Annotated in this window: 25 protein-coding genes; 13 read left to right on the top strand and 12 right to left on the bottom strand. The window is 66.6% G+C overall.

The window, feature by feature from the left end:
• Window positions 1–64: 64 nt before the first annotated feature.
• Window positions 65–463, bottom strand: coding sequence for a nuclear transport factor 2 family protein (locus IE113_RS00425; protein ID WP_189538453.1), 399 nt, complete (start codon window positions 461–463; stop codon window positions 65–67).
• A gap of 98 nt (window positions 464–561) precedes the next feature.
• Between IE113_RS00425 and IE113_RS00420 the strand changes: the two genes are divergently transcribed.
• Window positions 562–1,692 carry an aspartyl/asparaginyl beta-hydroxylase domain-containing protein gene (locus tag IE113_RS00420; RefSeq protein ID WP_229822026.1) on the top strand — a complete coding sequence of 377 codons (1,131 nt, stop codon included), beginning with the start codon at window positions 562–564 and terminating at the stop codon, window positions 1,690–1,692.
• A gap of 128 nt (window positions 1,693–1,820) precedes the next feature.
• Here IE113_RS00420 and IE113_RS00415 read toward each other — a convergent pair whose 3' ends face one another.
• Window positions 1,821–2,519 (bottom strand): dienelactone hydrolase family protein, encoded by a 699-nt coding sequence (locus IE113_RS00415; RefSeq protein ID WP_189538452.1) that lies wholly within the window; start codon window positions 2,517–2,519, stop codon window positions 1,821–1,823.
• A 120-nt stretch (window positions 2,520–2,639) separates the two neighbouring features.
• On the opposite strand from IE113_RS00415, the gene IE113_RS00410 reads away from it, so the two are divergent.
• From IE113_RS00410 to IE113_RS00365, 10 genes are all read left to right on the top strand, one after another.
• Complete coding sequence (locus IE113_RS00410; protein WP_189538451.1) at window positions 2,640–2,897, top strand: DUF6489 family protein; 258 nt, start codon at window positions 2,640–2,642, stop codon at window positions 2,895–2,897.
• A gap of 43 nt (window positions 2,898–2,940) precedes the next feature.
• Complete coding sequence (gene mnmE / locus IE113_RS00405) at window positions 2,941–4,218, top strand: tRNA uridine-5-carboxymethylaminomethyl(34) synthesis GTPase MnmE (protein WP_189538450.1); 1,278 nt, start codon at window positions 2,941–2,943, stop codon at window positions 4,216–4,218.
• 87 nt (window positions 4,219–4,305) lie between these two features.
• On the top strand, window positions 4,306–6,168 hold the full coding sequence (mnmG, locus tag IE113_RS00400) for a tRNA uridine-5-carboxymethylaminomethyl(34) synthesis enzyme MnmG (protein WP_189538449.1): 1,863 nt from the start codon (window positions 4,306–4,308) through the stop codon (window positions 6,166–6,168).
• On the top strand, window positions 6,168–6,818 hold the full coding sequence (gene rsmG, locus IE113_RS00395; protein ID WP_189538941.1) for a 16S rRNA (guanine(527)-N(7))-methyltransferase RsmG: 651 nt from the start codon (window positions 6,168–6,170) through the stop codon (window positions 6,816–6,818). The genes mnmG and rsmG overlap by 1 nt, the downstream gene beginning before the upstream one ends.
• On the top strand, window positions 6,815–7,591 hold the full coding sequence (locus IE113_RS00390) for a ParA family protein (protein WP_308430022.1): 777 nt from the start codon (window positions 6,815–6,817) through the stop codon (window positions 7,589–7,591). The genes rsmG and IE113_RS00390 overlap by 4 nt, the downstream gene beginning before the upstream one ends.
• The gene (locus IE113_RS00385) at window positions 7,588–8,577 is read left to right on the top strand and encodes a ParB/RepB/Spo0J family partition protein (RefSeq protein WP_189538448.1); all 990 of its coding nucleotides are present in this window, start codon (window positions 7,588–7,590) and stop codon (window positions 8,575–8,577) included. The genes IE113_RS00390 and IE113_RS00385 overlap by 4 nt, the downstream gene beginning before the upstream one ends.
• A 175-nt stretch (window positions 8,578–8,752) precedes the next feature.
• Window positions 8,753–9,295, top strand: coding sequence for a DUF4402 domain-containing protein (locus tag IE113_RS00380; protein WP_189538447.1), 543 nt, complete (start codon window positions 8,753–8,755; stop codon window positions 9,293–9,295).
• A gap of 197 nt (window positions 9,296–9,492) precedes the next feature.
• Entirely contained in the window at window positions 9,493–10,326 is an 834-nt protein-coding gene (locus IE113_RS00375) for a fimbrial biogenesis chaperone (RefSeq protein ID WP_229822024.1), read from the top strand.
• Between the two features lie 41 nt (window positions 10,327–10,367).
• A complete protein-coding gene (locus IE113_RS00370) occupies window positions 10,368–13,073 on the top strand; it encodes a carboxypeptidase-like regulatory domain-containing protein (RefSeq protein WP_189538446.1) in 2,706 nt (901 codons plus the stop codon).
• An 84-nt stretch (window positions 13,074–13,157) separates the two neighbouring features.
• Window positions 13,158–14,312, top strand: a complete 1,155-nt coding sequence (locus tag IE113_RS00365) for an acyl-CoA dehydrogenase family protein (protein WP_189538445.1) — start codon at window positions 13,158–13,160, stop codon at window positions 14,310–14,312.
• An 86-nt stretch (window positions 14,313–14,398) separates the two neighbouring features.
• On the opposite strand, the gene IE113_RS00360 is transcribed toward IE113_RS00365, so the two are convergent.
• Together IE113_RS00360 and msrC are read right to left on the bottom strand one after the other, a co-directional pair.
• A complete protein-coding gene (locus IE113_RS00360) occupies window positions 14,399–15,241 on the bottom strand; it encodes a glycine zipper 2TM domain-containing protein (RefSeq protein ID WP_229822023.1) in 843 nt (280 codons plus the stop codon).
• A 160-nt stretch (window positions 15,242–15,401) separates the two neighbouring features.
• The gene (gene msrC / locus IE113_RS00355; RefSeq protein WP_189538443.1) at window positions 15,402–15,887 is read right to left on the bottom strand and encodes a free L-methionine (R)-S-oxide reductase MsrC; all 486 of its coding nucleotides are present in this window, start codon (window positions 15,885–15,887) and stop codon (window positions 15,402–15,404) included.
• Window positions 15,888–15,978: 91 nt separating this feature from the next.
• On the opposite strand from msrC, the gene IE113_RS00350 reads away from it, so the two are divergent.
• Window positions 15,979–17,448: a PQQ-dependent sugar dehydrogenase gene (locus IE113_RS00350; protein WP_189538442.1), complete on the top strand. Its 1,470-nt coding sequence runs from the start codon at window positions 15,979–15,981 to the stop codon at window positions 17,446–17,448.
• Window positions 17,449–17,468: 20 nt separating this feature from the next.
• Here the strand turns inward: IE113_RS00350 and IE113_RS00345 are convergent, their stop codons facing one another.
• Both IE113_RS00345 and IE113_RS00340 read right to left on the bottom strand, forming a co-directional pair.
• The gene (locus tag IE113_RS00345) at window positions 17,469–18,287 is read right to left on the bottom strand and encodes an ATP-binding protein (protein ID WP_189538441.1); all 819 of its coding nucleotides are present in this window, start codon (window positions 18,285–18,287) and stop codon (window positions 17,469–17,471) included.
• Complete coding sequence (locus tag IE113_RS00340; protein ID WP_189538440.1) at window positions 18,284–20,014, bottom strand: acyl-CoA dehydrogenase family protein; 1,731 nt, start codon at window positions 20,012–20,014, stop codon at window positions 18,284–18,286. The genes IE113_RS00345 and IE113_RS00340 overlap by 4 nt, the downstream gene beginning before the upstream one ends.
• 57 nt (window positions 20,015–20,071) lie before the next feature.
• Here IE113_RS00340 and IE113_RS00335 point away from each other — a divergent pair, with 57 nt between their 5' ends.
• Entirely contained in the window at window positions 20,072–21,022 is a 951-nt protein-coding gene (locus IE113_RS00335) for an L-threonylcarbamoyladenylate synthase (protein ID WP_189538439.1), read from the top strand.
• On the opposite strand, the gene IE113_RS00330 is transcribed toward IE113_RS00335, so the two are convergent.
• The 6 genes from IE113_RS00330 to IE113_RS00305 all read right to left on the bottom strand — a co-directional run bounded on the left by IE113_RS00330 (window position 21,019) and on the right by IE113_RS00305 (window position 26,388).
• Window positions 21,019–21,279: a hypothetical protein gene (locus tag IE113_RS00330; RefSeq protein ID WP_229822020.1), complete on the bottom strand. Its 261-nt coding sequence runs from the start codon at window positions 21,277–21,279 to the stop codon at window positions 21,019–21,021. The genes IE113_RS00335 and IE113_RS00330 overlap by 4 nt on opposite strands.
• Before the next feature lie 194 nt (window positions 21,280–21,473).
• The gene (locus tag IE113_RS00325; RefSeq protein WP_189538437.1) at window positions 21,474–22,250 is read right to left on the bottom strand and encodes a head GIN domain-containing protein; all 777 of its coding nucleotides are present in this window, start codon (window positions 22,248–22,250) and stop codon (window positions 21,474–21,476) included.
• 126 nt (window positions 22,251–22,376) lie between these two features.
• Entirely contained in the window at window positions 22,377–22,910 is a 534-nt protein-coding gene (locus tag IE113_RS00320) for a CarD family transcriptional regulator (RefSeq protein WP_189538938.1), read from the bottom strand.
• A 291-nt stretch (window positions 22,911–23,201) separates the two neighbouring features.
• Window positions 23,202–23,540: a ferredoxin FdxA gene (gene fdxA / locus IE113_RS00315; RefSeq protein ID WP_189538436.1), complete on the bottom strand. Its 339-nt coding sequence runs from the start codon at window positions 23,538–23,540 to the stop codon at window positions 23,202–23,204.
• A 14-nt stretch (window positions 23,541–23,554) separates the two neighbouring features.
• Window positions 23,555–23,848 (bottom strand): RNA-binding S4 domain-containing protein, encoded by a 294-nt coding sequence (locus IE113_RS00310; RefSeq protein WP_189538435.1) that lies wholly within the window; start codon window positions 23,846–23,848, stop codon window positions 23,555–23,557.
• On the bottom strand, window positions 23,848–26,388 hold the full coding sequence (locus IE113_RS00305) for a helicase-related protein (RefSeq protein WP_189538434.1): 2,541 nt from the start codon (window positions 26,386–26,388) through the stop codon (window positions 23,848–23,850). Before IE113_RS00305 ends, IE113_RS00310 begins: the two co-directional genes overlap by 1 nt.
• Window positions 26,389–26,507: the final 119 nt, after the last annotated feature.

Below are 26,507 nucleotides of genomic sequence, written 5' to 3'. Positions count from 1 at the left end.
GTTCATCGCCCGAACAGGCCGATCAGGGCGCCGTCCGGCTTCATGCTGGACGGCGCCCTTTCGTTTATCCCTGTGCCGCCTGCAGCTGTGCGGCCATCAGGTCCCAGACCTTGTTGATGGCTTTCAGCGGTCGCACCATCACCTTGAAATCCTGTATCTTTCCGTCCGCATTGAACCGGATCAGGTCGATGCCGTTAACCCGGATACCGTCCATCTCGCAGGTGAATTCCAGCATCACATTGTCGCCATCGACAATCTCGCGAACATATTCGAACGTCCCGTTGCCGAACACGCCGCTGGCCGCGCCAAGGTAGGCCATGACCTTGGCCTTGCCCGCCTGGGGCGTGTGGACCACGGGCGAGTGGAACACGGCATCATCCGCCAGCATCTCCGCCAGTACGGCCGGATCGCTGCCGCCATCCATATAGGCATGCCAGCGGGCAAGTCCGGGGTGTGTCGCCATCGTGGGGTTCCTCTGCATCGTTATCGCTTTGTCGCAGCATGACCCAGCTTGCGGAGGAGTTCCAGCCTCGCCTATGCCGGACGTCACAAGGAGTGCGCATGAGCAACGATCCCCGCGCCGCAATCGCTGCCGGAATGCAGGCCCTGGCCGCGCGCGACATGCCGCGTGCGGCGGCGCTGCTGCGCGAGGCGGCTGAATTGGCTCCGGCTGCCGAGGTGCCATGGGTGGCGCTCGCCAATGCCGAACTGGCGTTGGGGCAGCGCGATGCCGCCGAGGCCGCGCTGGACCGCCAGCTGGAGCTGGCCCCGCGCGAGGTCGGCGCGCTGTTGCTCAAGGCCCGGCTGCGCGAACAGGCCGGGGATGCCCGCGCTGCTTCCACGTATTATCGAACCGCCCTGAATCAGGCCGCTGCCGATGGCGCGGTGCCGCCCGCGCTGACGGCCTTGCATGCCCATGCGGTGCAGTATCTGGGTGAGGCAAACGCGGGATTTGAGAGTTACCTGCTTGATATCGTTGGGAAAGACCTGTCTCCAACGATGACTGAGGCGGTCGAACTGCTGACTGGCAAGCGGGAACTCTATCTGCAGGAACCGTCGGTGTTTTATTACCCCGGCCTGCCGCAAAAGCGGTTCTACGATCCCGCTGGGTTCCCCTGGCTGGAACCGATGTTGGCGCTGGTGCCGCAGATGCAGGACGAGTTGGCAGCGGTGCTGGCCAGCGGGGCGGAGGGGTTTGCCCCCTATGTCCACCGCAAGGAAAACCGGCCCGCGCCCAACACGCCCTTGCTCGATAATCCGGCGTGGACCGCGTTCCACTTCTGGCAGGACGGTGCGCAGGTAGAAGATAACGCGGCACGCTGTCCCGCGACGATGGAGGCACTGGCCTATGCGCCCATGCCGCAAATTCCAGGCCGTTCCCCCAACGCGCACTGGTCGCGCCTGCTGCCGGGTGCACACATCGCGCCGCACACGGGGATGCTCAATACCCGCCTGATCTGCCACATCCCGATCCTGACCGCGCCGGACTGCTGGTTCCGGGTTGGCAGCGAAACGCGTGGGTGGGTGGACGGGGTGCCGCTGGTGTTCGATGACAGCTTCAACCACGAGGCCAAGAACGATGGACCGCAAGAGCGCGTGGTGCTGTTGTTTGAGATCTGGCGACCGGAAATCGACGCGGCGGATCGGGAAGCGATCGGGCGGATTTTTCAGGCGATCGGGCAGTACGAATAGATTCCGGGGCCATTGCCCCGGACCTCGATCTGTCTCCCGGCGCGGTCGTTGCGCTGGGGTTGAACCAAGCGCCTGCATCGCACCGGAAGACGGGTGGGGTGCAGGGGCAATGGCCCCTGCAAGATCGATCAGGCCAGATTCGCCTTGAGGAACGCGACCGTCCGCCCATCGGCCAGCTGCGCGCCTTCCTCGTTCCGGCGGTTGCCCATTTCGGCGGCGAAGCCGTGGTCCAGCCCGACATAGTCATGCAACGTCACCTTGGGGTGGGTATCCAGCGCGCCATGGATCGCGGCTTGCGCTTCCGGGCCGACGAGGTGGTCGCCGGTGGGAATGTGCAGCATCAGCGGGTTGGCGATGGCATGGGCTTCGTCCAGCATGGTTTCGATAGCAACGCCGTAATAGCCGACCGAGGCGTCGATGTCGGTGCGCGCCGCCGCCATATAGGCCAGCCGTCCGCCCAGGCAGTAGCCCGCGCAGCCGACCTTGGTGACGCCCTGCGTGGCGCGCAGCCACTTGATCGTGGCTTCGATGTCATAGACGCCGTCGGTGGGATCGTACTGCTGGTAATAGCCGAACGCTTCCTCCAGCTCGGCCTGAACGTCGGGGTTCAGTTCGACGCCGGGGGCAAAGCGCCAGAACACATCGGGCGCGACCGCGAGGAAGCCCAGTTCGGCCCACTTGTCGCACTTCTGCCGGATGCCGGGATTCACGCCGAAGATTTCGGGGATCACGATGATCGCCGCCGTCGGCGTGCCGGCGGGACGCGCGACATAGGCGGGGAAGGTGGCGCTGCCGTCAAGCGCGGGGACCTGGACCATTTCGGACATCTGCTGCTCCTGCATGTTGGGTTGTTACCGCATGGCCTAACCACGCACCGTGGACTTTGCCAAGACCATGTGTCAGCTTTGCGGACGGGGAAGGCTGGGTGGCCCGCCAAGGAGAGCCAGATGAAGATCAATGTCGAAATCGACTGCACGCCGCAGGAAGCGCGCACCTTCCTTGGATTGCCCGATGTGGCCAAGGCCAATGAATTCTATGTCGATGCCATTGCCAAGGCGATGAAGGGCGCGGGCAATGTCGAACAGGTGCAGGAATTCGCCAAGAACCTCGCACCGATGGGGCAGGTGGGCATGAAGCTGTTCCAGAGCTTCATGGAAAACAGTTCGGCCTTCGCGAGCGGCGCCAAGAAGAAGGGTGACGACTGATCCCGCTTTCCCCCGCGCGTCCGCCGTGGCAGGCGCGCGGGCGATGACTGACACGATCTTTGCCTTGTCCAGCGGGGCTCCGCCTGCCGCGATTGCCGTTGTGCGGATCAGTGGACCGCTGGCGGGGGATGCACTGCGGGCGCTCGCCGGACGCTCCCTCCCGCCACGCCGTGCCGTGGCCGCAACGCTGCGCGATCAGGCCGGGGCCGTGCTGGACCGGGTGCTGGCGCTGTGGCTTCCGGGACCGACGACCGCGACGGGGGAGGATACGGCGGAGCTGCATTGCCACGGTGGTCGGGCCGTCGTTCGTGCGGTGGAGCAGGCGCTATCGGCCTTGCCGGGGTTACGTCCCGCCCAGCCGGGGGAATTCACCCGCCGCGCCTTTGCCAATGGCCGGATCGACTTGTCCGAAGCCGAAGGCCTGGCCGATCTGCTGTCGGCGGAAACCGAACTGCAGCGCCAATCCGCGTTGGCGATGGCGGGTGGCGATTTTTCCCGCGAAGTCGCAGGCTGGCGCGAGCGCCTGCTGATGCTGTCGGCTGCGGTCGAGGCGGTGCTGGATTTCGGCGACGAGGACGATGTCAGCGATCTGCCCGCGGATTTCACCGCGCGCCTGGCCGGATTGGAGCAGGAACTGGCCGCCTGGCTGGCGCGTCCCCGGGCGGAAGCACTGCGCGAAGGGTACCGCGTGGTGCTGGCCGGGCCGCCCAATGCGGGCAAGAGCACGCTGTTCAATGCACTGGTGGAGAGCGATGCGGCGATCACCGCGCCCGTCGCCGGGACGACCCGCGATGTGCTGACTCATCCGGTCGCGCTGGGCGGGGTGCCGTTCCGGTTCAGCGATACCGCCGGCCTGCGCGACGAAGCGGGGGACGCGATCGAGGCCATCGGGGTAGAACGCGCGCGCTCGGCACTCGCGCAGGCCGATCTGGTCCTGTGGCTTGGCGCTGAGGGCGAGGGGCCGGATAGCGCTTGGGAAATCGAAGCACAGGCCGACCGGAAGGACCATCCGGTCAAGACCGCGCCGCGCCATCGCGTCTCGGCCGTGACGGGTGAGGGGATGGACGCGCTCCGGACTGACCTGATTGCCCACGCGCGCGCTGCCTTGCCGCGTCCCGGCGAGGCGGCACTCAACGCGCGTCAGCATCGGTTGCTGGACGAGGCGCGGGCCGCGCTGGCTGCGGCAGACGGCTTGAACGACGCCTTGCTGGTTGCCGAAAGCCTGCGACTGGCGCGCGTGGCGTTCGATGCCTTGCTGGGCCGCACCACGACCGAGGATATGCTAGACGCCTTGTTTGGCCGGTTCTGTATCGGCAAATAGGCGCCTGTTTCACGTGAAACATCGGTTCCGGGACAATCGCTGCTAAAACCTGTTCCACGTGAAACGCTCCTCCGCTAAAGCGCGTGGATGCAGTCATTCGACATCATCGTGATCGGCGGCGGACACGCCGGCGTGGAAGCGGCGGCCGTTGCCGCGCGCATGGGTGCGCGCACCGCGCTGGTCAGTTTTGACCTCGATGTCATTGGCGCGATGAGCTGCAACCCGGCGATTGGCGGATTGGGGAAGGGGCATCTGGTCCGCGAAGTCGATGCGCTCGACGGGATCATCGCCCGCGCTGCGGACGCGGCTGCGATCCATTACCGCATGCTCAACCGCTCCAAGGGCAGCGCGGTGCAGGGGCCGCGCATCCAGGCCGACCGGGCGCTGTTCAAGGCCGAGGTCCAGCGCTTGCTGAAGCGGCAAGGTGACCTGACCTTGATCGGCGGGGAAGCGGCGGCGCTGCGCATGGCTGGCGGGCGCGTGACTGGCCTGGAGCTGGCGGATGGCACCCAGCTGGAAAGCAATGCGGTCGTGCTCTGCACCGGCACTTTCCTGGGCGGAGTGCTGTTCCGAGGCGAGGAGCGGATCGTCGGTGGGCGGATTGGTGAGGCTTCGGCCCAGCGCCTGGCCGAGCAGCTGCGCGATGCAGCGCTGCCGATGGCCCGACTCAAGACCGGCACGCCGCCGCGTCTGGATGGCCGCACGATTGACTGGGCGCAGCTGGATGAGCAGCCGTCCGATCCGGATCTGTGGCTGATGTCCGCGCTGGGCCGGGCGCGGGTGAACCCGCAAGTTTTCTGTGCGATCACCCGCACCAACGAACGCAGCCACGACGTCATCCGGGCCAACCTGCACCGCTCGCCGCTGTTCAGCGGGGCGATTGGTGCTTCCGGTCCGCGCTATTGCCCCTCGATCGAGGACAAGATCCACCGCTTTGCCGACCGCGACGGGCACCAGGTGTTCCTGGAGCCGGAAGGGCTGGCCACGCATCTGGTCTATCCCAACGGCATTTCCACGTCGCTGCCGGCGGATGTGCAGCTGGCGATGTTGCGGACAATGGCCGGGCTGGAAGCGGTCGAGATGGTCGTGCCTGGCTATGCCGTGGAATACGATCACATCGATCCGCGTGCCCTGCGTCCGTCGCTGGAGCTGCGGGATCTGCCGGGGCTGTACTGTGCCGGTCAGATCAACGGCACCACCGGCTATGAAGAAGCTGCCGCGCAAGGGCTGGTGGCCGGGATGCATGCCGCCGCTGCCGTGCTGGGGCGTGAACCGGCAGCACTGGATCGGGCCAATAGCTATATGGCGGTGATGATCGATGATCTGACGTTGCACGGGGTGTCCGAACCCTATCGGATGCTTACGGCACGGGCCGAATACCGGCTGCGTCTGCGTGCCAATAATGCCACCACCCGCTTGACCCCCTCGGGCTTGGCTGCGGGCTGCATCGGGGCCGAACGGGCGGACTGGTTCAAGGCGCGCGAAGCGGCGCGGGCCGGGCTGGACCGGGCGCTTGATGCCAGCGCAACCAGCAACGAGCTGGCGCTGGCCGGGCTGCCGGTGCGGGCCGATACCGGGCGCTTGCCGCTGCGTGAATGGTTGCGATTTGGCGGGGTCGATATGCCCGCCCTATCCCCGTGGGTCGATGCAGAGGTGCTGGCTGCGGCCCATGCGGCCGATTCGCAACTGGTTGAGGAAGTGGCCGAGGATGCGGCCTATGCGCCCTATCTGGCGCGGCAGGACAGTGAACTGCGCGACCTTCGTGCCGCGGAAGCGTTGCCGCTGGGCGATGACTTTCCCTATGCCGCGATTCCCGGCCTCTCGCGCGAAATGGTCGAGCGCCTGAGCCGCGCCCGGCCGACAACCTTGGCGGCGGCGGGACGGGTTCCGGGAATCACGCCCGCCGCGCTGGCGGCGCTGCTCGTGCATGCGCGGCGGCGGGCGGCATGATGCTGCACACCGATGCCGAAGCGCGCGCCTGGCTTGAGCGCTTGCCGGAATGGGATGCCGGTGCGGCCGATCGGCTCACTGCGCTTGTCCGTTTGCTGGAGGAGGAGAATACCCGCCAGAACCTGGTTTCGGCGGCGAGCCTTGCGGAAGTGTGGCGACGGCACATTGCCGATTCGGCACAGCTGCTGACCCACGTTCCACGTGAAACATGCTCACCCTGGCTGGACCTCGGCACTGGGGCAGGGTTTCCCGGCCTGGTGATTGCCGCGTTGCGGCCCGAGTGTGCCGTCCTGATGGTCGAATCGCGGGCGCGGCGAATCGAGTGGCTGGAGCGCGCCCGAATCGCGCTGGGGCTGGATCGGGCGCAAGTGATCGGGGCCCGGCTTGAGCTGGTGCCGACCCGGCCCGTGCGTGTCATTTCGGCTCGGGCCTTTGCGCCATTGCCGCGCTTGTTGGAACTATCCGCACGATTTTCCACAGCGGACACCATTTGGCTGTTGCCGAAGGGGCGGTCTGCGCCGCAAGAATTGCAGGAACTCTCTGGCTGGCAGCATCGGTTCCACGTGGAACAATCGCTGACTGACGCGGATGCCGGGGTGATCGTCGGCACTTTGGCCGCAAACACCGCAAGGAAGGGACGCAAATCGTGATTCGCGTGGCGATCGCCAACCAGAAGGGCGGGGTGGGCAAGACTACCACCGCGATCAACATCGCCACGGCCATGGCCGCGACGGGGTGGAAAGTGTTGCTGATCGATCTCGATCCGCAGGGCAACGCGTCCACGGGAATCGGGGTCGGCACGGCCGAGCGTGAGCGTTCGTCTTACGACCTGCTGGTCGATCAGGCCTCTCTGGAAGAATGCGTGATCCAGACGCGAATTCCCGGGCTCGACCTGATTGCCGCGACGGTCGACCTGTCCGGGGCTGAGGTGGAGCTCGTCTCGGTCGAGAATCGCACCCAGCGCCTGGCCGACGCGCTGGCGGCCGATTCGGTATACGATATCTGCTTCATCGATTGTCCGCCGTCGCTGGGACTGCTCACGCTCAACGCCCTGTGCGCTGCGGATACCTTGCTGGTGCCGCTCCAGTGTGAATTCTTCGCGCTGGAAGGGCTCAGCCAGCTGCTGCAGACGGTGGAGCGGGTGCAGCAGCGCTTCAACCCGGAGCTGGGGATCGTTGGCATCGCGCTGACGATGTTCGATCGGCGCAACCGGCTGACCGATCAGGTGGCAGAGGATGTGCGCTCGTGCCTGGGCGGGCTGGTGTTCGAATCGGTCATCCCGCGCAACGTGCGCCTGTCCGAAGCGCCCAGCCACGGGCTGCCGGCGCTGATCTATGACCACAATTGCGTGGGCAGCCGCGCCTACATGGCGCTGGCGCGCGAGTTGATTACCCGCCTGCCCGAACAGAGGAAGGCCGCATGAGCGACGAACCCGTAGTCCGCATTTCCGTTCCGCAAGCTGCCGCAGCCAAGAAGCGCCCGCCCGCGCTGGGGCGCGGCCTGGGTGCGCTGCTGGGTGAAACCCGGCGGGAAGAACCGCTGGTGACGCCAGCCGATGGGCTGGATGCGGCTGCCACTGCAACCACGACGCCATCCGTTCGCGCGCCTGCCTCGGGACTGACGCTGCTGGCAGTTTCGTCGATCTCGCCGCTGCCCGGTCAGCCGCGCCGTCATTTTGATGAAGCCGCGCTGGACGAGCTGGCGGCGTCGATTGCCGCCCGCGGGGTGATTCAGCCGGTGATCGTGACGCCACAGGGGGGCGGGCGCTATCGCCTGGTAGCGGGGGAGCGCCGCTGGCGCGCGGCTCAGCGGGCGCAAGTCCATGAAATTCCGGCAATTGTTCGCGATCTGAGCGAGCGTGAAGTGATGGCGCTGGCGCTGATCGAGAATCTGCAGCGCGAAGATCTCAATCCGATCGAGGAGGCCCGCGCCTATCACAGCCTGGCCGAGCAGGAAGGGCTGACCCAGGCTGAGATCGCCAAGCTGGTCGACAAGAGCCGCAGCCACGTCGCGAATCTCCAGCGCCTGCTGGCCTTGCCCGAATCGGTCATGGACATGGTGCAGGACGGACGCCTGTCGATGGGCCATGCCCGCGCCCTGATCGGCGTGGAGAACGCCGAAGCCCTGGCCGAATCGGCAGTGGCCAGGCAGCTGTCGGTGCGCGAGGTGGAAAAGCTGGTCCGGCGCCAGACCACCGGCACCACCGCGCCGCGCCGCGCGCGCAGTGACCGGGATGTGGGCGCCTCAGCCGATATCGCGGCAGTTCAGAGCCACCTTGAGGAGTTTCTGGGCCTGTCGGTGCGGATCAACGCCGATGCTGATCCGCGTTCTGGCACAGTTACCATCCGTTATCGCACGCTCGACCAGCTTGATCTGATTTGCCAGCGCCTAACTGGCGGCGGAATATAGGGAATTTTGCGGGGTAATCGTTAATTTTCCACCCTGATCCATTAACCATAATCAAAAGCAAAGCCTGAACAGAGTAGTTCTACATAGGGTCCTGCGAATGGGGGCAAGCCGTCCATTCGGGCGGCGCTCATCACGCTGCAAGCTCTCGAATGCTTGGATAGGGACCAGTAGATTTATGCGTAACTCGCTTCGCCTCGCTGTTGTCGGCGCCGCTCTCAGCGCCATCTCGTTCGCTTCGGCTGCCAACGCCGCTGCCACCGCCACTGCCACCGCCACCGCGGAAGTGCTCGACACCCTGTCGCTGGCCGCCGATTCGGCGCTCGACTTCGGTCAGATCGCTGCCAACACCGGCGGCACCGTGACGGTTGGTTCGGATGGCAATGCTTCGAAGACCGGTACCCTGGTGTCGACCGGCACCCGCGCTCCGGCCGGTTTCACCGTCACCGGCAGCGCCGGCGCAACGGTTCTGGTTTCGCTGCCCGATACCTCGGCCGGTCCGGTCGTGCTGAGCCTGAACGATCCCAGCTGGGACGTGGGCGTGCAGGGGCCGCTGCCGACGATGGAACTGGACAGCTTTGAATCGGACATCACCGACGTTGCGCTGAGCGCCACCACCGGCCAGGGCACGTTCAAGGTCGGCGGCACGCTGACCGTCGGCAGCGCCCAGCACCCGGGCGTCTACAACGGCACGTTCGACGTTTCGGTCGAATACCAGTAAGCGCCGCGTCGCAACCGCGACACGACTTTCAGGGGCCGCATCCGCGCTGGCGGGTGCGGCCCTTGGCCTGTCCGCAACCCGCGTGCGCGACGATCCGGCGTGGTTAGCTGAAAATTAACCCTGTTTTCCTATGCCCTAAGGGAATTCCCGGAGGTGCCCGTGCACCCGACGGTCGTGATTGCACCAAGGGGTATTTCATGTCGCAATTTCCTCGCTTCCGCCGCGCCCTGTTCGGTCTGGCTGCCTTGGGCAGCGTCCTCACGGCGGTGCCGGCCCAGGCGCAGGGGGATCTGCTGGTCGCCCCAACGCGGGTGGTGATGAACGGCGGCGGCTCGGCCGAAGTGGTGCTGAGCAATATCGGCAGCGCCCCGGCGACCTATCGCATCACGGTGGAACTGCGCCGCATGGATGCGGAGGGTGATTTCAGCGACGTCGCGGAAGAATCCGCCAATGCGGTAGAGCGGGCCGCGCTCGACATGATTCGCTATGCCCCGCGCCGCATCACGCTGCTGCCGGGTCAGCCCCAGGCCGTCCGGATCTCCGCCCGCCCGGCGCCGGACCTGCCAGATGGGGAATACCGCGTCCACATGGGCTTTCGCGCGATTCCTGCCGCGATGACGCCGGAGGAGGCGGCCAAGGAGGCGGCGGCTGGCGGTCTCTCGATTCGCCTGACCCCGGTCTATGGAATCACGATCCCGGTGTTCGTGCGCAAGGGCCGACTTGAGGCCAGCGCCGCGCTGGCCAATCCGCGCTTCGTGAAGGATGGTGAGCAGACCTTCGTGGAACTGGACATGAGCCGCACCGGCCAGCGTTCTGTCTTCGGCATGGTCGAGGGCAAGACCGCGCGCGGCGAAGCGGTGTTCCAGCAGCGCGGCATCGCGATCTATCCCGAAGTCACCCAGCGCAAGCTGCGGGTGCCGGTGACGCCCGAACAGCAGGCCAAGCTGACCGGACCGATCCGCATCGAATACCGCGAGCTGCCGGAGAACGGCGGCCAGCTGATCGCCGAAGTCACTTCGGCCATTCGTTAAGTCACTGATCCAACAGGACTGATCCGAAAAAATCTGACGTCATGACACGCTGGTCCGCCCCGCTGCGTCACGCCGCCGCCCTGCTTGGGGCGGCGCTTGGCGTTTGTGCGGGCGCGGGCAGTGCGCAGGCCCAGGCCTGGCAACCGACCGAGGATGACCAGTTGCTGCTGGAACTGCGCAGCGGGGCCTACAAGCTGGGCGAGCCGATGCGCGGCTATCAGACGCCCGCTGGTGTCTGCATCGATTTCGCGGACCTGATCCAGAACCTCGACCTGCCGGTGCGACTCGACAAGAAGTCGCGCCGCGCAACTGGCTGGTTGTTCGCGGAGGATCAGCGGTTCGTGCTCGACCGCGATGCCAATACGGTACAAAACGTGAACGTTACACGCGGGATCGCCGCGAATGCGATCCACGACACCCCGGAAGGGTGGTGCATGGATCTGGGGGCGCTGTCCGGCTGGATGGGGGTGCGGTTCAAGCCGGACCTTGGCAACCTGACGGTCGTGCTGGAATCGGACCGCAAGTTGCCGTTTCTGGAAGCGATCGAGCGCAAAAGTCGCGCGGCGCGACTTCAGCCGCGGTCCTTTGACGAATTCGACCTCGCCCGGCTGCCGCAGGCGCAGCTGCCCTACAAGGCCTGGCGGGCGCCGTCGGTCGATATCCAGTTGCAGGCGCAGTGGAGCAAGGCCGGTGGCACGAAAGTGCAGTATGAGGCGCTGGCCGCCGGCGAACTGCTGGGGATGAGCTATACCGCGCGACTGGCGGGTGAAGGGCTGGGCCGCCCGGATTCGCTGCGGGTGCGGGCCTATCGCAATGACCCTGCCGGTGAACTGCTTGGCCCGCTGAAGGCGACGCAAGTTGCGCTGGGCGATGTCGACCTGCAACGCGGCAACCTGACCGGGCAAAGCGCCTATGGCCGGGGCGCGGTGATTACCAACCAGCCGATCAACCGCCCGGCGCGGTTCGGCGTGACCGCGCTGCGCGGGACATTGCCGGCCGGATGGGACGCGGAACTCTATCGCAACGGGGAACTGCGCGCGTTCCAGGCGGATCGCGGCGACGGGCGCTATGATTTCAACGATGTCGAACTGTTGTTCGGCGATAACGAATTCGAAGTCGTGCTTTATGGCCCGCAGGGCCAGATCAAGCGCGAACGCTCCAGCGTGCCGGTCGGGCAGGCGCGGGTTCAGGCCGGGCAAACGCTCTATTGGGCCGGGATTGCCGAAGAAGGCCGCGACCTGATCGACTTTACCCGCAGTTTCGCTGATCCGCAGACCGGCTGGCGCTGGGGCGTGGGCGTGGAGCATGGGTTGAGTAAGCGCACCAGCGTCGGGGTCGAATATCAGAGCCTGATGCTGGCCGGACAGCGCCGCCAGTACCTCGAAGCCAAGGTCGACCACGCGTTCGGCCCGGTGCTGGTCGGGCTGTCGGGCGCACAGCAACTCGGTGGCGGGCAGGCCGTGCGGGCCGAAGCGTTGGGCAAGCTCGGTCCGGTGCGGTTCAACGCGCAAGTGCTATGGGTCAACGGGGATTTCGACAGCGATCTGGTCCGATCGACCCAGCGGCGCGATGCCAGCTTGCGGCTGAGCAGCGCGATTCCGCTGGGCAGCTGGCGCCTGCCGGTGGAAGTGGGCTATCGCCAGTCGCAGCTGCGCAACGGGGCAAGTGTTAACGAATGGTTACTGCGCACCTCAGCGCATCTGGGCCGCCTGTCGCTGGCAGCGGAACTGATGCAGCGCAGCGCCAGCGGGCAGACCGCCGGACTGGCACTGGGCGATACCGGCACGAAGCTGAACCTGATCGCCAATACGATGATTGCCGGCGTGCGGCTGCGCGGTTCGGCGCGGCTGGCGCTGACCGGGCCGAAGCGCGGGCTGGAAACCGCGCAGGTCATGGCCGAAACCCGCTTTGCCCGCGCATCGACGGTGCGATTCGGGCTGGACTACGATGCCCAGGCCGACCGGCGCGAGCTGATGCTGGGTGTTGTCCATCAGTTCAGGAAGTTCGCGGTGCGGGCGGAAGGGCGCATGGACAATCGCGGCAATCGCGGGGTCAACCTGACCCTGGCCTTCAGTCTGGGGCCGGATCCGGTCAGCGGCGGTATCCGGCTGGCGCGCGAACGACTGGCCGAGGAAGGCCAGGCGAGCATCGAGGTCTATCGCGACGAGAACGGCGATGGCATCCGCCAGCCGGGCGAGGAAGCGGTCGAGGGCGTGACGGTGGAAGCCGGCTTCCGCCATACCGACAAGGCGACCAATCCCGATGGCCGCGCCGTAATCAATGGGCTGACGCCCTATGTGCCGGTGCTGATCTCGATCGACGCCGGGACATTGCCCGATCCGCTGCTCCAGCCCAAGGGGCAGGGCATGGTCGTGGTGCCGCGCCCCGGCGTGGCCGCGAAAGTGCAGCTGCCGCTGGCCCCCACGGGCGAGATCGAGGCGATCCTGCTGGGTCCGGATGGCGAACCGCGCGCGGGCGTGCCGATCGAACTGGTCGACATGGCCGGGCAGATGCTGCTCCAGACGCGCAGCGACTTTGATGGCTATACACTGTTCGACAGCGTTCCTTACGGCCAGTACCGCCTGCGGGTGCATGGGCCGAGCGCGCAGATCCTGGGGGTGAAGCCGGATATCGCCGGCACGCTCACGCTCGACCGGGCCAATGCCTCGTTGCGACTGGGGCGGCTGCGGCTGGAGGCTGGGCCGCGCGCTGCGCAAGTTGCGGTGCAGGGTGCCGAAAGGCCTTAATCGCGCGATTAAATTCGGCTTGACCGCCTCGCGCGGCGCGGCCTAACCCTGTGCCGCAATCATTCCCGTGAGAGAGGGTTTCCCATGTCGCTCGATAAGCTGCACCGCACCTGCTACAACGAAGATCACGAGGCGTTCCGCTCCACCGTGCGCCGGTTCGTGGCCGAACACCTGGAACCGCATGCGGCCAAGTGGGACGAGGACGGGATCATTCCCAAGGATGTCTGGCCCAAGGCGGGTGAACTGGGCCTGCTCTGCCCGACCGTGCCGGAAGAATACGGCGGCCTGGGCCTCGACTTCGGCTATAACGCGATCATCGACGAGGAAATCGGCTATGGCACCGATGTGGCCACCGGCTTCTCGCTCCAGTCCGACATCGTTGCCAACTACATCATGCAGTACGGCTCGGAAGAGCAGAAGCAGACCTGGCTGCCCAAGATGGTATCGGGCGAAGTCGTCACCGCCATCGCGATGACCGAACCCGGCACCGGGTCCGACCTGCAGGCGCTGCGCACCACCGCGAAGAAGGATGGCAACCACTATGTCATCAACGGCAGCAAGACCTATATCACGAACGGCCAGAACGCCGACCTGATCCTGGTCTGCTGCAAGACCGACACCGACGTGCAGCCCGCGTGGAAGGGCGTGTCGATCGTGCTGGTCGAAGCCACTCGTGAAGGGTTCAAGCGTGGTCGCAATCTCGACAAGGTCGGGCTGGATGCGGCCGATACCTCGGAGCTGTTCTTCGAGGACGTCCGCGTGCCGATCACCAATTGCCTGGGCGAAGAGGGCAAGGGCTTCATCTATCTGATGACTGAGCTGCCGCAGGAGCGCCTGGGCATTGCCATTTCCGCCCAGACCGCGGCGCAGCGCGCGTTCGACATGACGGTGGAATTCTGCCGCGACCGCAAGGCGTTCGGCCAGTCGGTGCTCGATTTCCAGAACACCCGGTTCGTGCTGGCGGACCTCAAGGCCAAGCTGCAGGTGGGTTGGGCGCATATCGACTGGGCTCTGTCGCGCCATATCAAGCACGAGCTGACCCCGGTCGAGGCGTCTGGCGCCAAGCTGTGGCATACCGAGCTGCAGGGCGAAGTGGTCGACAAGTGTCTGCAGCTACACGGCGGGGCAGGCTTCATGAACGAATATCCGATCGCCAAGCAGTGGCGCGGCGCGCGCGTGACGCGGATCTTCGGCGGCACCAGCGAAATCATGAAGGAACTGATCGGCCGCTCGCTCTGACGCGGATGTGAAAACGCCCCCGGTTGCGGCCGGGGGCGCATGAATCTGGGGGGGGAGCCTGCGGGCTCCCCTTTTCCGTTCTGGCCTCAGTACGTGCGGACGCGCTTGTCCGGCACGATCTTTACCCGCTTGTCGGGGCGGGGAGCGATCCGGCGCTTGGCCGTCTTCACCGGCACCCATTCCTCGATCACGGTGGTTTCCACGCATTCGCGGGCCTTGGCCGGGGCGGCGTGGTGCATGACCGGAACCATCATCACCATCGGCTGCATGGCATACCCATATTGCACCGGGCCATAGCCCGCCTGTTGATAGCCATATCCATATCCGGCCTGACCGGGACCGTAATAGCCGGCCAGCGAATCCTCCAGATAGGCCTCGCAATAGTCGCGCGCGCGGTTGCGATCGGCCGAGGCGCCGATGGCCCCGCCGGCTACAGCGCCCACCGCCGCCCCGGCAATCATGCCGACGGTGCGATTGCCGCGGCCCGCGATGCGGTTGCCCAGCAGGCCGCCGAACAGACCGCCGACGACCGCCCCGGCGGTCTTGCTCTTGCTGCCACCCATGCGGCGGCGGCATTCGGTCAGCCAGTCAGCCTTGGCACGGTCCCAGGCGACGGGATCGTAGGCAGGGGCCTGTGCAGGGGCGTGATAGGCGCCGGGATGGGCCATCGGCGCGGTTGGCACAGGGTGGGGCGGAGCACCGGCGGGCAGCGGCTGTACCACCGGCTGCGATACCATTGGCGGCATGACCGGCATGGAGGGGGCAGGCATCGCCGGAGCCGGAACTGCATTGCCGAATACGCGCCCTTCGGCATCGATGGCGGCACTTGGCATGGATTGGGCCAGCGCAGGCGTGGCCAGGGCCAACGGCGCCGTCAGCAAGGTTGCGGCAAGCAGCGGACGAATAATAACGTGACCGGCGACAGACATGGGCATTTCCCCTGATCGGCCGGACGTAAGGTAAGGATTCCTTGATTCCCGGCGTTAACCGGTAATTTATCATTACACGGCGCGGAAAACCAAGGTGCGCCAGCGACCTGTCTTGGCCGTGTCCCGAATCGGAGCGGTTTGGGCGCTTGGCCCGGCAGGATCAGATCGCGTCGGCGATGGCCGCGGCCAGAGCCTCGATCCCGGCGGCGTCCTCCGCATCGAAGCGGGCGGGTTCCGGGCTGTCGAGGTCGATCACCGCGATGACCCGGCCTTCGCGCAGCACCGGCACGACCAGTTCGGACCGGCTGTCCGCATCGCAGGCGATATGCCCGGGAAAGGCATGGACGTCGGGCACCAGCTGGGTTGCCGCGCTGGCCGCCGCCGTGCCGCACACGCCCTGGCCAAAGGGAATGCGGATACAGGCCGGCTTGCCGATGAACGGACCCAGCACCAGCTCATCGGCGCCGACTGTGCGATAGAAGCCCGACCAGTTCAGCCGGGGCAGGAATTGCCAGATCAGCGCAGCGATATTGGCCATGTTGGCCACGCTGTCGCTTTCGCCATGAATCAGCGCCTTCGCCGCGCCGACCAGATCGGCATACAGTTCGGCCTTGGGCTGGTTCGGATCGGGGGCAAAGGCGAACATCGGCGGGGGCTTCCTTGATCGGGGATGTGGACTGGCCCCTACAATACTCGCCTGTTGCCGCATAGCCGCCGTGCATCTATCGTCCCGCCCCATGTCGACCAAACGCAAGCTGCTCGTCGCCCTTGGGGTATTCCTGCTCGTCGTGGGCGGGTTCGTGTTCTGGATCTGGCGCGGGGTGCCTGCGGAGTACACTGTCGACCAGTTGTCCGGCACCGATCCGGTCATCCCGGAGCCCAAGCCCGAAACCCTGCCGAGCGTCGGCATTGCCAAGCCGATCGGCTGGGCCGCGAATGCCGCGCCGACCCCGGCGAAGGGGCTGGTCGTGGGCCGCTTTGCCGAAGGGCTGAACCATCCGCGCACCATGCTGACGCTTCCCAACGGTGACGTCGTGGTGGCGCTGACCGATGCGCCCAAGGGCAATCTCGGCACCGGCCTGATGGCGAAGATCGGCCAGTGGCTGATGAGCAGCGCGGGCGCGCAGGGCGGATCAGCCGATACGCTGGTGCTGCTGCGCGACGCCGATGGCGACGGCAAGGCCGAGGGCAAGTTCGACTTGCGGGTCGGCAACGGCCTCGTCTCGCCCTCCGGCCTCGCCTGGCGCGACGGCACGCTCTACGTCGCCAATCACGATGCGGTCGTCTCGTTTCCCTATCAGCTGGGCGAAACCACGCTGTCGGGCGCTCCGAAAAAGCTGATGGACCTGCCCCCGGGCGGCAACCACTGGATGCGCAACATCATCCTCAGCCCCGATGGCGAAAAGCTCTACGTCGCCGTCGGCTCGGCTTCGAACATCGGTGAAAAGGGGATGGAGCTCGAACAGGGCCGCGCCGCGATCTGGGAACTGAACCTCAAGACCGGCTATCCGCGCCAGTACGCGCAAGGGCTGCGCAACGCCAACGGCCTGGCGTGGAACCCGGCTTCGGGCGAGCTGTGGACCACGGTGAACGAGCGCGACATGCTCGGCCCCGATCTGGTGCCGGATTACCTCACCAACGTGCCGGTTGGTGCGCACTATGGCTGGCCGTGGATCTACTACAAGAAGTACAACGATGACCGCGTCACCGCCCCCGCGCCGGAATACATCGACGACTTCGTGCGCAAGCCCGAATACGCGATGGGCGCCCACGTTGCCGCGCTGGGACTGGCGTTCGTCACTGGCGGGGAGCGCCTGGGGCCGGATTTTGCCAATGGCGCGTTCATTGCCCGTCACGGTTCTTGGAACCGCAAGCCGAAGGCCGGTTACGACGTTGTGTTCGTGCGATTTGACGCGAACGGCAACCCGATGGGCCTGCCGGTGCCGGTGCTGACCGGGTTCCTGACCCCGGATGGCGGCGAAACGCAGGGACGGCCCACCTGGGTGGCGTTTGACAAGGGCGGGGCGCTGCTGGTGTCGGACGATACCGCCGGGATCATCTGGCGTGTAATTGCCCCGAACGCTCAGCCCGCCGCGCCGGTCAAGCCGGTGGTGACCGCTAAGATGCCGCCGCAGCGCTCGTTGCAGGGCGATCCCAACGCGCGCTTCTCCGCCGGGTTCAAGGACGACAGCACCGTCAAGCAGTGACGAATGCGGGGCAGGGCGCGTTACAGCGCCTTGCCCGCCCGCCCGGCCAGCTCGGTAATGAACTGCCAGGCCACCCGGCCTGACCGGGCGCCGCGTCGCTTGGACCATTCCAGCGCTTCGTCGGCCGTCCAATCCAGCCCGAACTGGGTGCAATACCCGCCAATGATGGCCAGATAGTCATCCTGCGAACAGGCGTGGAAGCCGATCGACAGGCCGAACCGGTCGGCCAGCGCCAGCTTGTCATCCACCGCATCGCGCGGGTTGATGGGGTCGTCCTGTTCCGACAGGTGGCGCGGCACGATGGCGCGGCGGTTCGACGTCACGGCCAGCCGGACATTGCCGGGCCGGGCTTCGACCCCGCCTTCCAGCCAGCTGCGCAGCGCGCGCGGGCCCGCGCCATCGGCATCCTCGAACCCCAGATCGTCGATGAATACCAGGAACCGGCGATCCTGACGGCCCAGCGCCGCAAACAGCGGGGCAAGCGAGGCGAGCGCGTCCGGCGCGACCTGGACCAGCGCGACGGCATTGCCAAACGCCGCCTGCGCGGCAAGCACGCTGGCACGAAGCAGAGCCGATTTGCCCATGCCCCGCGCACCCCACAGCAGCATGTCGTGCGCGGCATGGCCCTGGGCCAGCCGGTTGACGTTGGCGGTGACCAGCGCCTTCTGCGCATCGATCCCGCGCAGCAGTTCCAGCGGTGGGGCCACGACCCGGTCCACCGCGCGCGATCCGCGCTGATCGTGGACAAAGGCCGGGGCCGTGGCCCAGTCCGCTGCGCTGGCAGGCGGCGGGGCGAGGCGTTCGAGCGCCTCGGCAATCCGGGTTAGCGCGTCGCTCATCCGGCCAGCGCCGCCGCGTCGAGCGCATAGAGCAGGTCCGCACCGGCCGTGGCCGCCGCTTTCAGGCCGCGCGCTTCGGGGACGATATGCTCCACGAAATAGCGCGCAATTACCGGCTTGGTCACCGCCAGCGCGCCCTCGGCCGCATCGACCTGGCGCAGCAGCTGCCAGCCCGCCACCGCGACCGAGCACATCGTGCAGAACGCGACGCTGCCGGCCAGCTTGTCGTCCAGGCTGGCATCGCTGATCATCCAGCGCGCGACCGCGATGCAGTCCTCGGCCAGTGCCTTGAGCGCCGGGGCCGCATCGCCCGCGCCCGCCGCGACATCGGCCAGCAGGGCGATCAGCACGTCGCCGCCTTCATAGCCCAGCTTGCGGGTAACCAGGTCGGCCGCCTGGATACCGTTGGTGCCTTCATAGATCGGGGTGATCCGCGCATCGCGGTAATGCTGCGCCGCGCCGGTTTCCTCGACAAAGCCCATGCCGCCGTGGATCTGCACGCCGATGCTGGCCACTTCGCAGCCGATATCGGTGCCCCAGGCCTTGATCATCGGCACCAGGCAATCGGCCCGAGCCTGCGCACCGGGCAGACCCAGCGTCCCGCGGTCGACTTGTCCGGCGGTGTAGTAGAGCAGCGCCCGCGCCCCTTCGGTCAGCGCCCGCATCCGCAGCAGCATCCGCCGCACATCGGGATGCTCGACAATCGCCACCGGGGCCTTGTCGGGCGATCCGGCCCGCGCCGACTGGACACGCTCACGCGCGTAATACTGCGCCTGCTGCAATGCGCGCTCGGCAATCTGCACGCCCTGGTTGCCAACGTTGATGCGGGCAGAGTTCATCATCGTGAACATCGCCTTCAGCCCGGCGTTCTCCGCCCCGACCAGTTCACCGATGCATTCATCGTTGTCGCCAAAGCTCATCACGCACGTGGGCGAGGCATTGATGCCCAGCTTGTGCTCGATCGACACGCAGCGCACATCGTTGCGCCCGCCCAGCGTGCCATCGGCGGCCACGTGGAACTTCGGCACGATGAACAGCGAGATGCCCCGCGTGCCTTCGGGCGCGCCCGGCGTGCGGGCCAGCACCAGGTGGACGATGTTGCCCGCGAGGTCATGCTCACCCCAGGTAATATAGATCTTGGTGCCCTTGATCCGGTAGCGGCCCGCATGTTCGCCCTCGGTGATCGGCGTGGCGGTGGTGCGCAGCGCCCCGACGTCAGACCCAGCCTGCGGCTCGGTCAGGTTCATCGTGCCGGACCATTCGCCGCTGATCAGCTTTTCCAGATAGAGCGCCTTTTGCGCGGGGCTGCCGTGATGGGTCAGCGCCTCGATCGCGCCGACGGTGAGCATCGGCAGCAGGCCGAACGCCATGTTGGCCGCGCCCAGGTTCTCGATCACATTGGCCGAGAGGGTAAAGGGCAGGCCTTGTCCGCCAAACTCGGCATCGCCGGAAATGGCATTCCAGCCCTGTTCGACATAGCCGCGATAGGCCTCGGCAAAGCCGGCGGGCAGGGTGACGGTGCCATTGGCCAGCACGGCGCCTTCCACGTCGCCCACCCGGTTGAGCGGCGCCCATTCACCGGATGCGAACGCGCCGATGCCTTCAACGATGGCCTCAACCAAGTCCGGACTGGCGGCAGCGAAGCGTTCGTGCGCGGCAATTTCGTCGATCCCGGCGTTCACCTTGATGGCCAGAACCTGTTCGGCGGTGGGGGCAGTGAATTCCATCGGGATGCCTCGCGCTTTTCCTTGGCTTTGCTGCCTTCCGCCTATAGCGAAGCGGCCATGTCCGACAAGCTGCAAGCCCCAGATGTGCGCCTGGCCGATGCGGCGGGAATCGCTGCTGCCGGGGCAGCGCTGCGGGCGGGGCAGCTGGTCGCGGTGCCAACCGAGACGGTCTATGGCCTGGCCGCGCGGGCCGACAGCGCCGATGCCGTAGCGGCAATCTATCGCGCAAAGGGGCGACCCGATTTCAATCCGCTGATCGTCCACGTGCTGGACATGGCGAAGGCGGAAACCATCGCCGTGCCGGATGATCGCGCGCGGAAGCTGGCGGCGGCGTTCTGGCCGGGCGCGCTGACCATGGTTCTGCCGCTCCGGGAAGGCGCGCGAATCACCCCGGCGGTCACGGCGGGCCTGCCGACGGTCGCCCTGCGTTGCCCGGCGCACCCTGCCATGCGTGCGGTTCTGGCGGAAAGCGGGCTGGCGCTGGCCGCGCCATCGGCCAATCGCTCCGGGGCGGTCAGCCCGACTACCCCCGGCCATGTGATCGCCTCATTGGGGGATCGCGTGCCGCTGGTGCTGGATGGCGGAGCCTGCGCGGCGGGGATCGAATCGACCATCGTTGCGCTACGCGCCGAAGGCGGCTGGCAGGTGCTGCGCCCCGGACCGATCACGGAAGCCCAGATTTCCGCCGTTCTGGGTCAGAACGCTGACGCCGTGACGTCAATGGGAATCGAGGCGCCGGGCCAGCTCGCCAGCCACTATGCCCCCGGCAAGCCAGTTCGGCTGAACGCGGAGACGGCGGCGGCTGATGAATTCCATATCGGGTTCGGGGCGGTGCCGGGCGACGTAACCCTGTCTGCAACCGGCGACCTAGCCGAGGCCGCAGCGCGGTTGTACGATTGCCTGCATCAGGCCGCTGCGGCCACCCACGCGCGGGTGGCCGTCGCGCCCGTGCCGCAATGCGGGATTGGCGCGGCGATCAATGACCGCTTGCGGCGCGCAGCCGCTTAACGCGGTTCATAGGGCACGCTGGGCATCAGCTGGTGCATTTCGGCATAGGCGGCGTCGCGCTTGCGGCAGGCGTCCTCGCTGCCGTCGGCGCAGCGGCGTGATTGCTTGCGATATTCCCGGTCCAGTTCGCCGAGGCGCTCTTCCCGACGGCGAATGTCCTGGCCGCGTTTCTGGTCGCGTTCGGACTGGCTGACCGTGGCGACATCCACCAGTGTGCTGCCGGCTTCGACCGCCTTGGATGTTCCGCGCACAGGCATTGAGGCCAGATCGACGACGGCGCCGGCTGCCCCGCACCCGCCCAGCAACAAGGCTCCCAGAATTGCGCCCCCGTTTCGCATGTAAAAAACCCCGCACTGCATGATGGGGGGCACCATAGCAGCGCGGGGTTACGTCGCGATGAACCGGGACTGGTGATTCATCGCGAAGGGCCGGGGGAATGGTCAGGAACGGATCATTCGGCGGCTGCGGGTTCCGCCTTCGCGGCCGGACCGGATTCGCAGGTCAGCTTGCCGGAACCCATCGCGCTGACCTTGCAGCGGGCGCGGCCCTTTACGGTCACATCGCCCGAACCCATGATCGTTGCGTCGACATCGCCGTCGCTGGCAAAAGTGGTGCTGCCCGATCCGGCGATGGTGACCTTGGCCGTCTCCGCCTTGAGCGCGTCCATCCCGGCCGAGCCGCTGCCGGCGACTGTCAGCTTGAGCGACTTCACGTTGCCGACCGCGCGGTAATTGCCCGATCCGGCAATTGTCACGTCCAGGGTATCGCTTTGCACGGCGGTGGTTTCGATCTGCCCGGACCCGGCAATGGTGACCTTGGCTGTGCTGGCCAGCGCGCCAGCGGTGATCTTGCCCGATCCAGCCATAACCAGTTCGCTAGGCGCGGGCATGGTCACATTGACGATGGCCGGCTTGTCGCTGCCGGAGAAGGTCTTGTCCTTGCGCAGGATGCCCAGCGCGCCATCCTTCAGGGTGAAGCGCATCTGGTCCTTCAGCGCGTCGTCGCCTTCCACCGTGATTGCCAGCTTGTCGCCCGTGGTCACGCGCACTTCATCGGGGCCCAGCAGGACCAGCTCGGTCGGTGCGGTGCCGCTCAGGTCGAGCTCGGAGAGGGGTTTGCCCTCCTCGCCGTTCAGGCGGATATTGGTGGCGTCGCAGCCGGAAACCCCGGCAGCCATGACGACGGCGATGATCGGCGCGAATGCCTTCGCGAAATTGCCCAGCTTCATGCAGACCTCCTCTTGCATGGTGTATTAATGTAATAATACGGCAAGGCAGGCATTTCAAGTGGTCCAACGAAAAAGGGCCACTCCTTTGCAGGAGCGGCCCTTTTCGGTGTGCCGAACTGGCAGGGATCAGGCGGTGGCCTGCTCCGCATAGTACTTCGGCGCGTGTTCGTTCAGGATCGCGAGGATCTTCTTGAGCGCAGCCGGTTCGTCGGTCTTTTCCATCGCGGCGAGTTCGCGCGCCAGGCGCGAGGACGCGGCTTCGAAGATCTGCCGTTCGGAATAGCTCTGCTCCGGCTGGTCATCGGCGCGGAACAGGTCGCGGGTCACTTCGGCGATCGACACCAGGTCGCCCGAATTGATCTTTGCTTCGTATTCCTGGGCGCGGCGCGACCACATGGTGCGCTTTACCTTGGGCTTGCCCTTCAGGGTATCGAGCGCTTCGCGCAGGGTCTTGTCAGACGACAGTTTCCGCATGCCGATCGCCTCGACCTTGTTGGTCGGGACGCGCAGCGTCATGCGTTCCTTTTCGAAGCGCAGGACATAGAGTTCGAGCTTCATGCCGGCGATTTCCTGCTCTTGCAGTTCAATCACGCGGCCAACACCGTGCTTGGGATAAACGACGTAGTCACCAACATCGAAGGCGTGCGCCTTGACCACCATGTAACGTCCTTTCATACGGCGGAACGGACCCGCAAGCGGGCCTGTGATCGAGTGATGCTTGCTGGAACGGGGTAAAGCCTTGCGACCCGGTCCGATGTTCCCATCAACCGAACGTTGCGTCCTGCCTTTCATGATCTGCGGCTGCGCACGAGGCGGAAAACCCCGGCAGTCGCGGATTATATAGCATATCCGCAACAATATTGCCAGCGCGCAGAATCACGCGCCGGCAAGACCGGTGTCACAGGTTGGTCAAACGGTGGAATCGGGCGGAAATCCCCGATTCGCGTCCGCTCAGTCGCCTTCGCCGGGTTCCGGCGAGAAGAACTTCTCGAACTTGCCTTCGACACCCTTGAACTCGTCGGCGTCGGCCGGCGAATCCTTCTTGGACGTCAGGTTCGGCCATTCGGCGGAATACTTGGCGTTCAGTTCCAGCCACTGTTCCAGGCCGGATTCGGTATCGGGCAGGATCGCTTCGGCCGGGCATTCCGGCTCGCATACGCCGCAATCGATGCATTCGCTGGGATTGATCACCAGCATGTTCTCGCCTTCATAGAAGCAGTCGACCGGGCAGACCTCGACGCAGTCCATGTACTTGCACTTGATGCAGGCATCGGTGACGACATAGGTCATGGCAGGCTTGTCCCCTAAGACGAGTTGTTATCAGTCGCTGCTATGGGATTTGCAGCGGGGTCGTCAAGCGTCCGATAGCAGGCCTGTGCTTCACTGGCCGGTCCGCGCCGGGCTGGCAGGGCCAGAATCTCGATCACGGTGACTCGGCGCGGCAGGGGCAGGACCAGCACATCGCCTGGTTTGATGGCATGGCCGGGCTTTTCGATTCGCCGCCCGTTCTGGCGGATATGCCCTTGCAGCACCCAGTCGTGCGCCAGGTTGCGGCTGGCCGCAAACCGCAGGAACCAGAGCAGCTTGTCGATCCGCATTACCGCACGAGTTCCGCCAGCGCGGCAAATGCGCTGGTTGCGGGCCGCGGGGTGGGGCGTGCAGCCTCGATCTGCCGCCGGGTGGGCCGCCAGCGCCATTTCAGCGGTGCGGCCGGGCCAAACGCGCCCTTGGGCAAGGGGCGCGGCATGATCGGCTGGAAACCGGCGAGCCGCAGCAGCTGGGCATAAGCCGCCGTGCCCAGCCCCATGGATACCGCCATCGCGGGATCGATCCCGAACGGGGCCTTGCCTGAACCCACGCGCAGGCCATGCGCGGCGTGGAGCAGCTTTTCCGCCAGATCGATCCGCAGCGCCTGCTTGCCCAGCGCGCGATAGCCCGGCGGCGGCGCGGCCTTGCCCGCCAGCGGCAGGACCGGGGGCATTCCCGGAGCGGGTGGTATCATTCTACCACCGCGAACTTGCGCTGCGTCCTGCCAGGCGGCCAGTGCCGCAGGCTTCAACATGGCGGGCACGAACAGGTCGAGCGCGCCGACCCGCACCCCCAGCTGGCGCAGCATGGTGCGTTGGCCGGGATCAAGCCGGTCCAGCCCGGATTCGCCGCGATCCAGCAGTCCGCCCGCTTCGACCAGCCGGATCAGCAGCGCGCGCAGTTCCGGTCCGGCGGCGGGATCGGTCGCGGCGGTTTCCAGCTTGCGCAGCGGCGCGAGGGGAGCCAGCACCTGGCCCAGCCAGCCATCCAGCGCGGTCAGCAGGGCGCGCTTGCGCTGCGGGTCCAGCGCATCGAGTGCCGGATCAGGCCGAAGCTGGGGCGTGAGGGCAGAGCGCCCCGACGCCAGCCGCGCCACTGCATCGCCATCCCACCGCACTGCGCCACCGGCCAGGTCCAGCGGTGCGGCGCCTGCCGCGATGGCGTCAATCAGTCGATCCGCGCGTTCGGCGAGCAGGGCGGGCAAGTGGCGTTCGGCGGCGGCCAGCAACAGCTTGCGGTCGGCCAGCCGCGCCTCGGGATCGACGCGAAAGCGAAAGCCGGCCAGTTGCCCGATCTGTTCGCCGTCCACTTCCACCGTATCATCGGCGATCGTCACCGGCAGCAGCCCGGCGTCCGGCCCCAGCTTCTTCATCAGCACGCTGGTGCGGCGGTTGACGAAGCGTTCGGTCAGGCGGGCGTGAAGCGCATCGGACAGGCGTGCCTCGGCGGCGCGGGCGCGCGCCGCCATTTCCTCGCGCGCGAGCACCCAATCGGGCCGCTGGGCGATGTAAGCCCAGCTACGGATCGCGGCGATGCGCATTTGCAGCGTGTCGATATCGCCCGACGGGTTGTCGAGCTCCGCGATGGAGCGCGCGACGTAATCGCCGCCGAGATAGCCGTGGCGCAGATCCTCCCACAGTCGCGCGACGAAGCGCGCATGGGTATCCACCCCGGCCTGCCGGAAATCGGGCAGCGAGCAGGTACTCCAGAACCGCCGCACCAGCCCTTCGCCGCGCACGGTGCTGGCAATGTCGGGTTCTTCCGCCAGCCGCTTCAGCACGGCGAGGTCGATGGCTTCGGGTGCGGCGGCCAGTTCGGGGCGGTCGGGCCGCGCTTCCAGGTCCGCGATCAGCGCGCCCAGCGACGTGCAGCGGGGCGCGGCATCGCGCCAGAACAAGCGGGTCAGCGGGGGAAAGCGGTGTTCCTCGATCGCAAAGATTTCCTCGGCGCTGAATTCCGCGTCGTGACTGCCCGATCCGGCCAGCGTGCCGAACGTCCCGTCGCGCTGGTGCCGCCCGGCGCGGCCCGCGATCTGCGCCATTTCCGCGGTGGTCAGCCGCCGCTGGCGCACCCCGTCGAACTTGGACAGCCCGGCGAAGGCGACATGGCCGACGTCGAGGTTGAGGCCCATGCCGATCGCGTCGGTTGCGACAAGGTAATCGACCTCGCCCGCCTGATAGAGCGCGACCTGGCGGTTGCGGGTTTCGGGTGAGAGTGCGCCCATCACCACCGCTGCGCCGCCCCGGAACCGTCGCAGCATTTCCGCCACGGCATAGACCTGCTCTGCCGAAAACGCGACGATCACGCTACGCGGCGGAATCCGCGAGAGTTTTTTCGCGCCCGCGTGGGTCAGCGTGGAAAAGCGGGGGCGGCCGATGATTTCCGCATCCGGCAGCAGCGCGCGGATCAGCGGCTCGGCGGTGGCGGAGCCCAGGAACATCGTTTCCTCGCGCCCGCGCGCGTGCAGCAACCGGTCGGTGAAGATGTGGCCGCGTTCCCGGTCCGCCGCCAGCTGCACTTCGTCCAGCGCCACGAAGGCCAGATCGGCATCGACCGGCATCGCCTCGGCCGTGCAGAGCAGCCAGCGGGCGCCGGGCGGTTCGATCCGCTCCTCCCCCGTAATCAGCGCGACGCGGTCCTTGCCCTTGATCGCGCAGACCCGGTCATAGACCTCGCGCGCCAAGAGCCGCAGCGGAAAGCCGATCGCGCCGGAGGAATGCGCGCAGAGCCGTTCGATCGCCAGATGGGTCTTGCCGGTGTTGGTCGGACCCAGCACGGCCTTCACGCGGGAGTCGGCGTGGCGGATCGGGCGGATCGGGCGGGGCGGCATGGCCTGACCGATGTGGCATCGCGGGCAGTCCCCCGCAACCCGGCCCTTGGGGATGATCCCCAATTGCCCGCACGAACACCGGTTCTGACCGATCTTAGCCCGACATTAACCCTTATCCG

The organism is Novosphingobium arvoryzae (assembly GCF_014652615.1).
Classification (GTDB): Bacteria; Pseudomonadota; Alphaproteobacteria; order Sphingomonadales; family Sphingomonadaceae; genus Novosphingobium; species Novosphingobium arvoryzae.
Note: the sequence above shows the minus strand (reverse complement) of the source record. Positions and strands in the feature narration are given on the sequence as shown.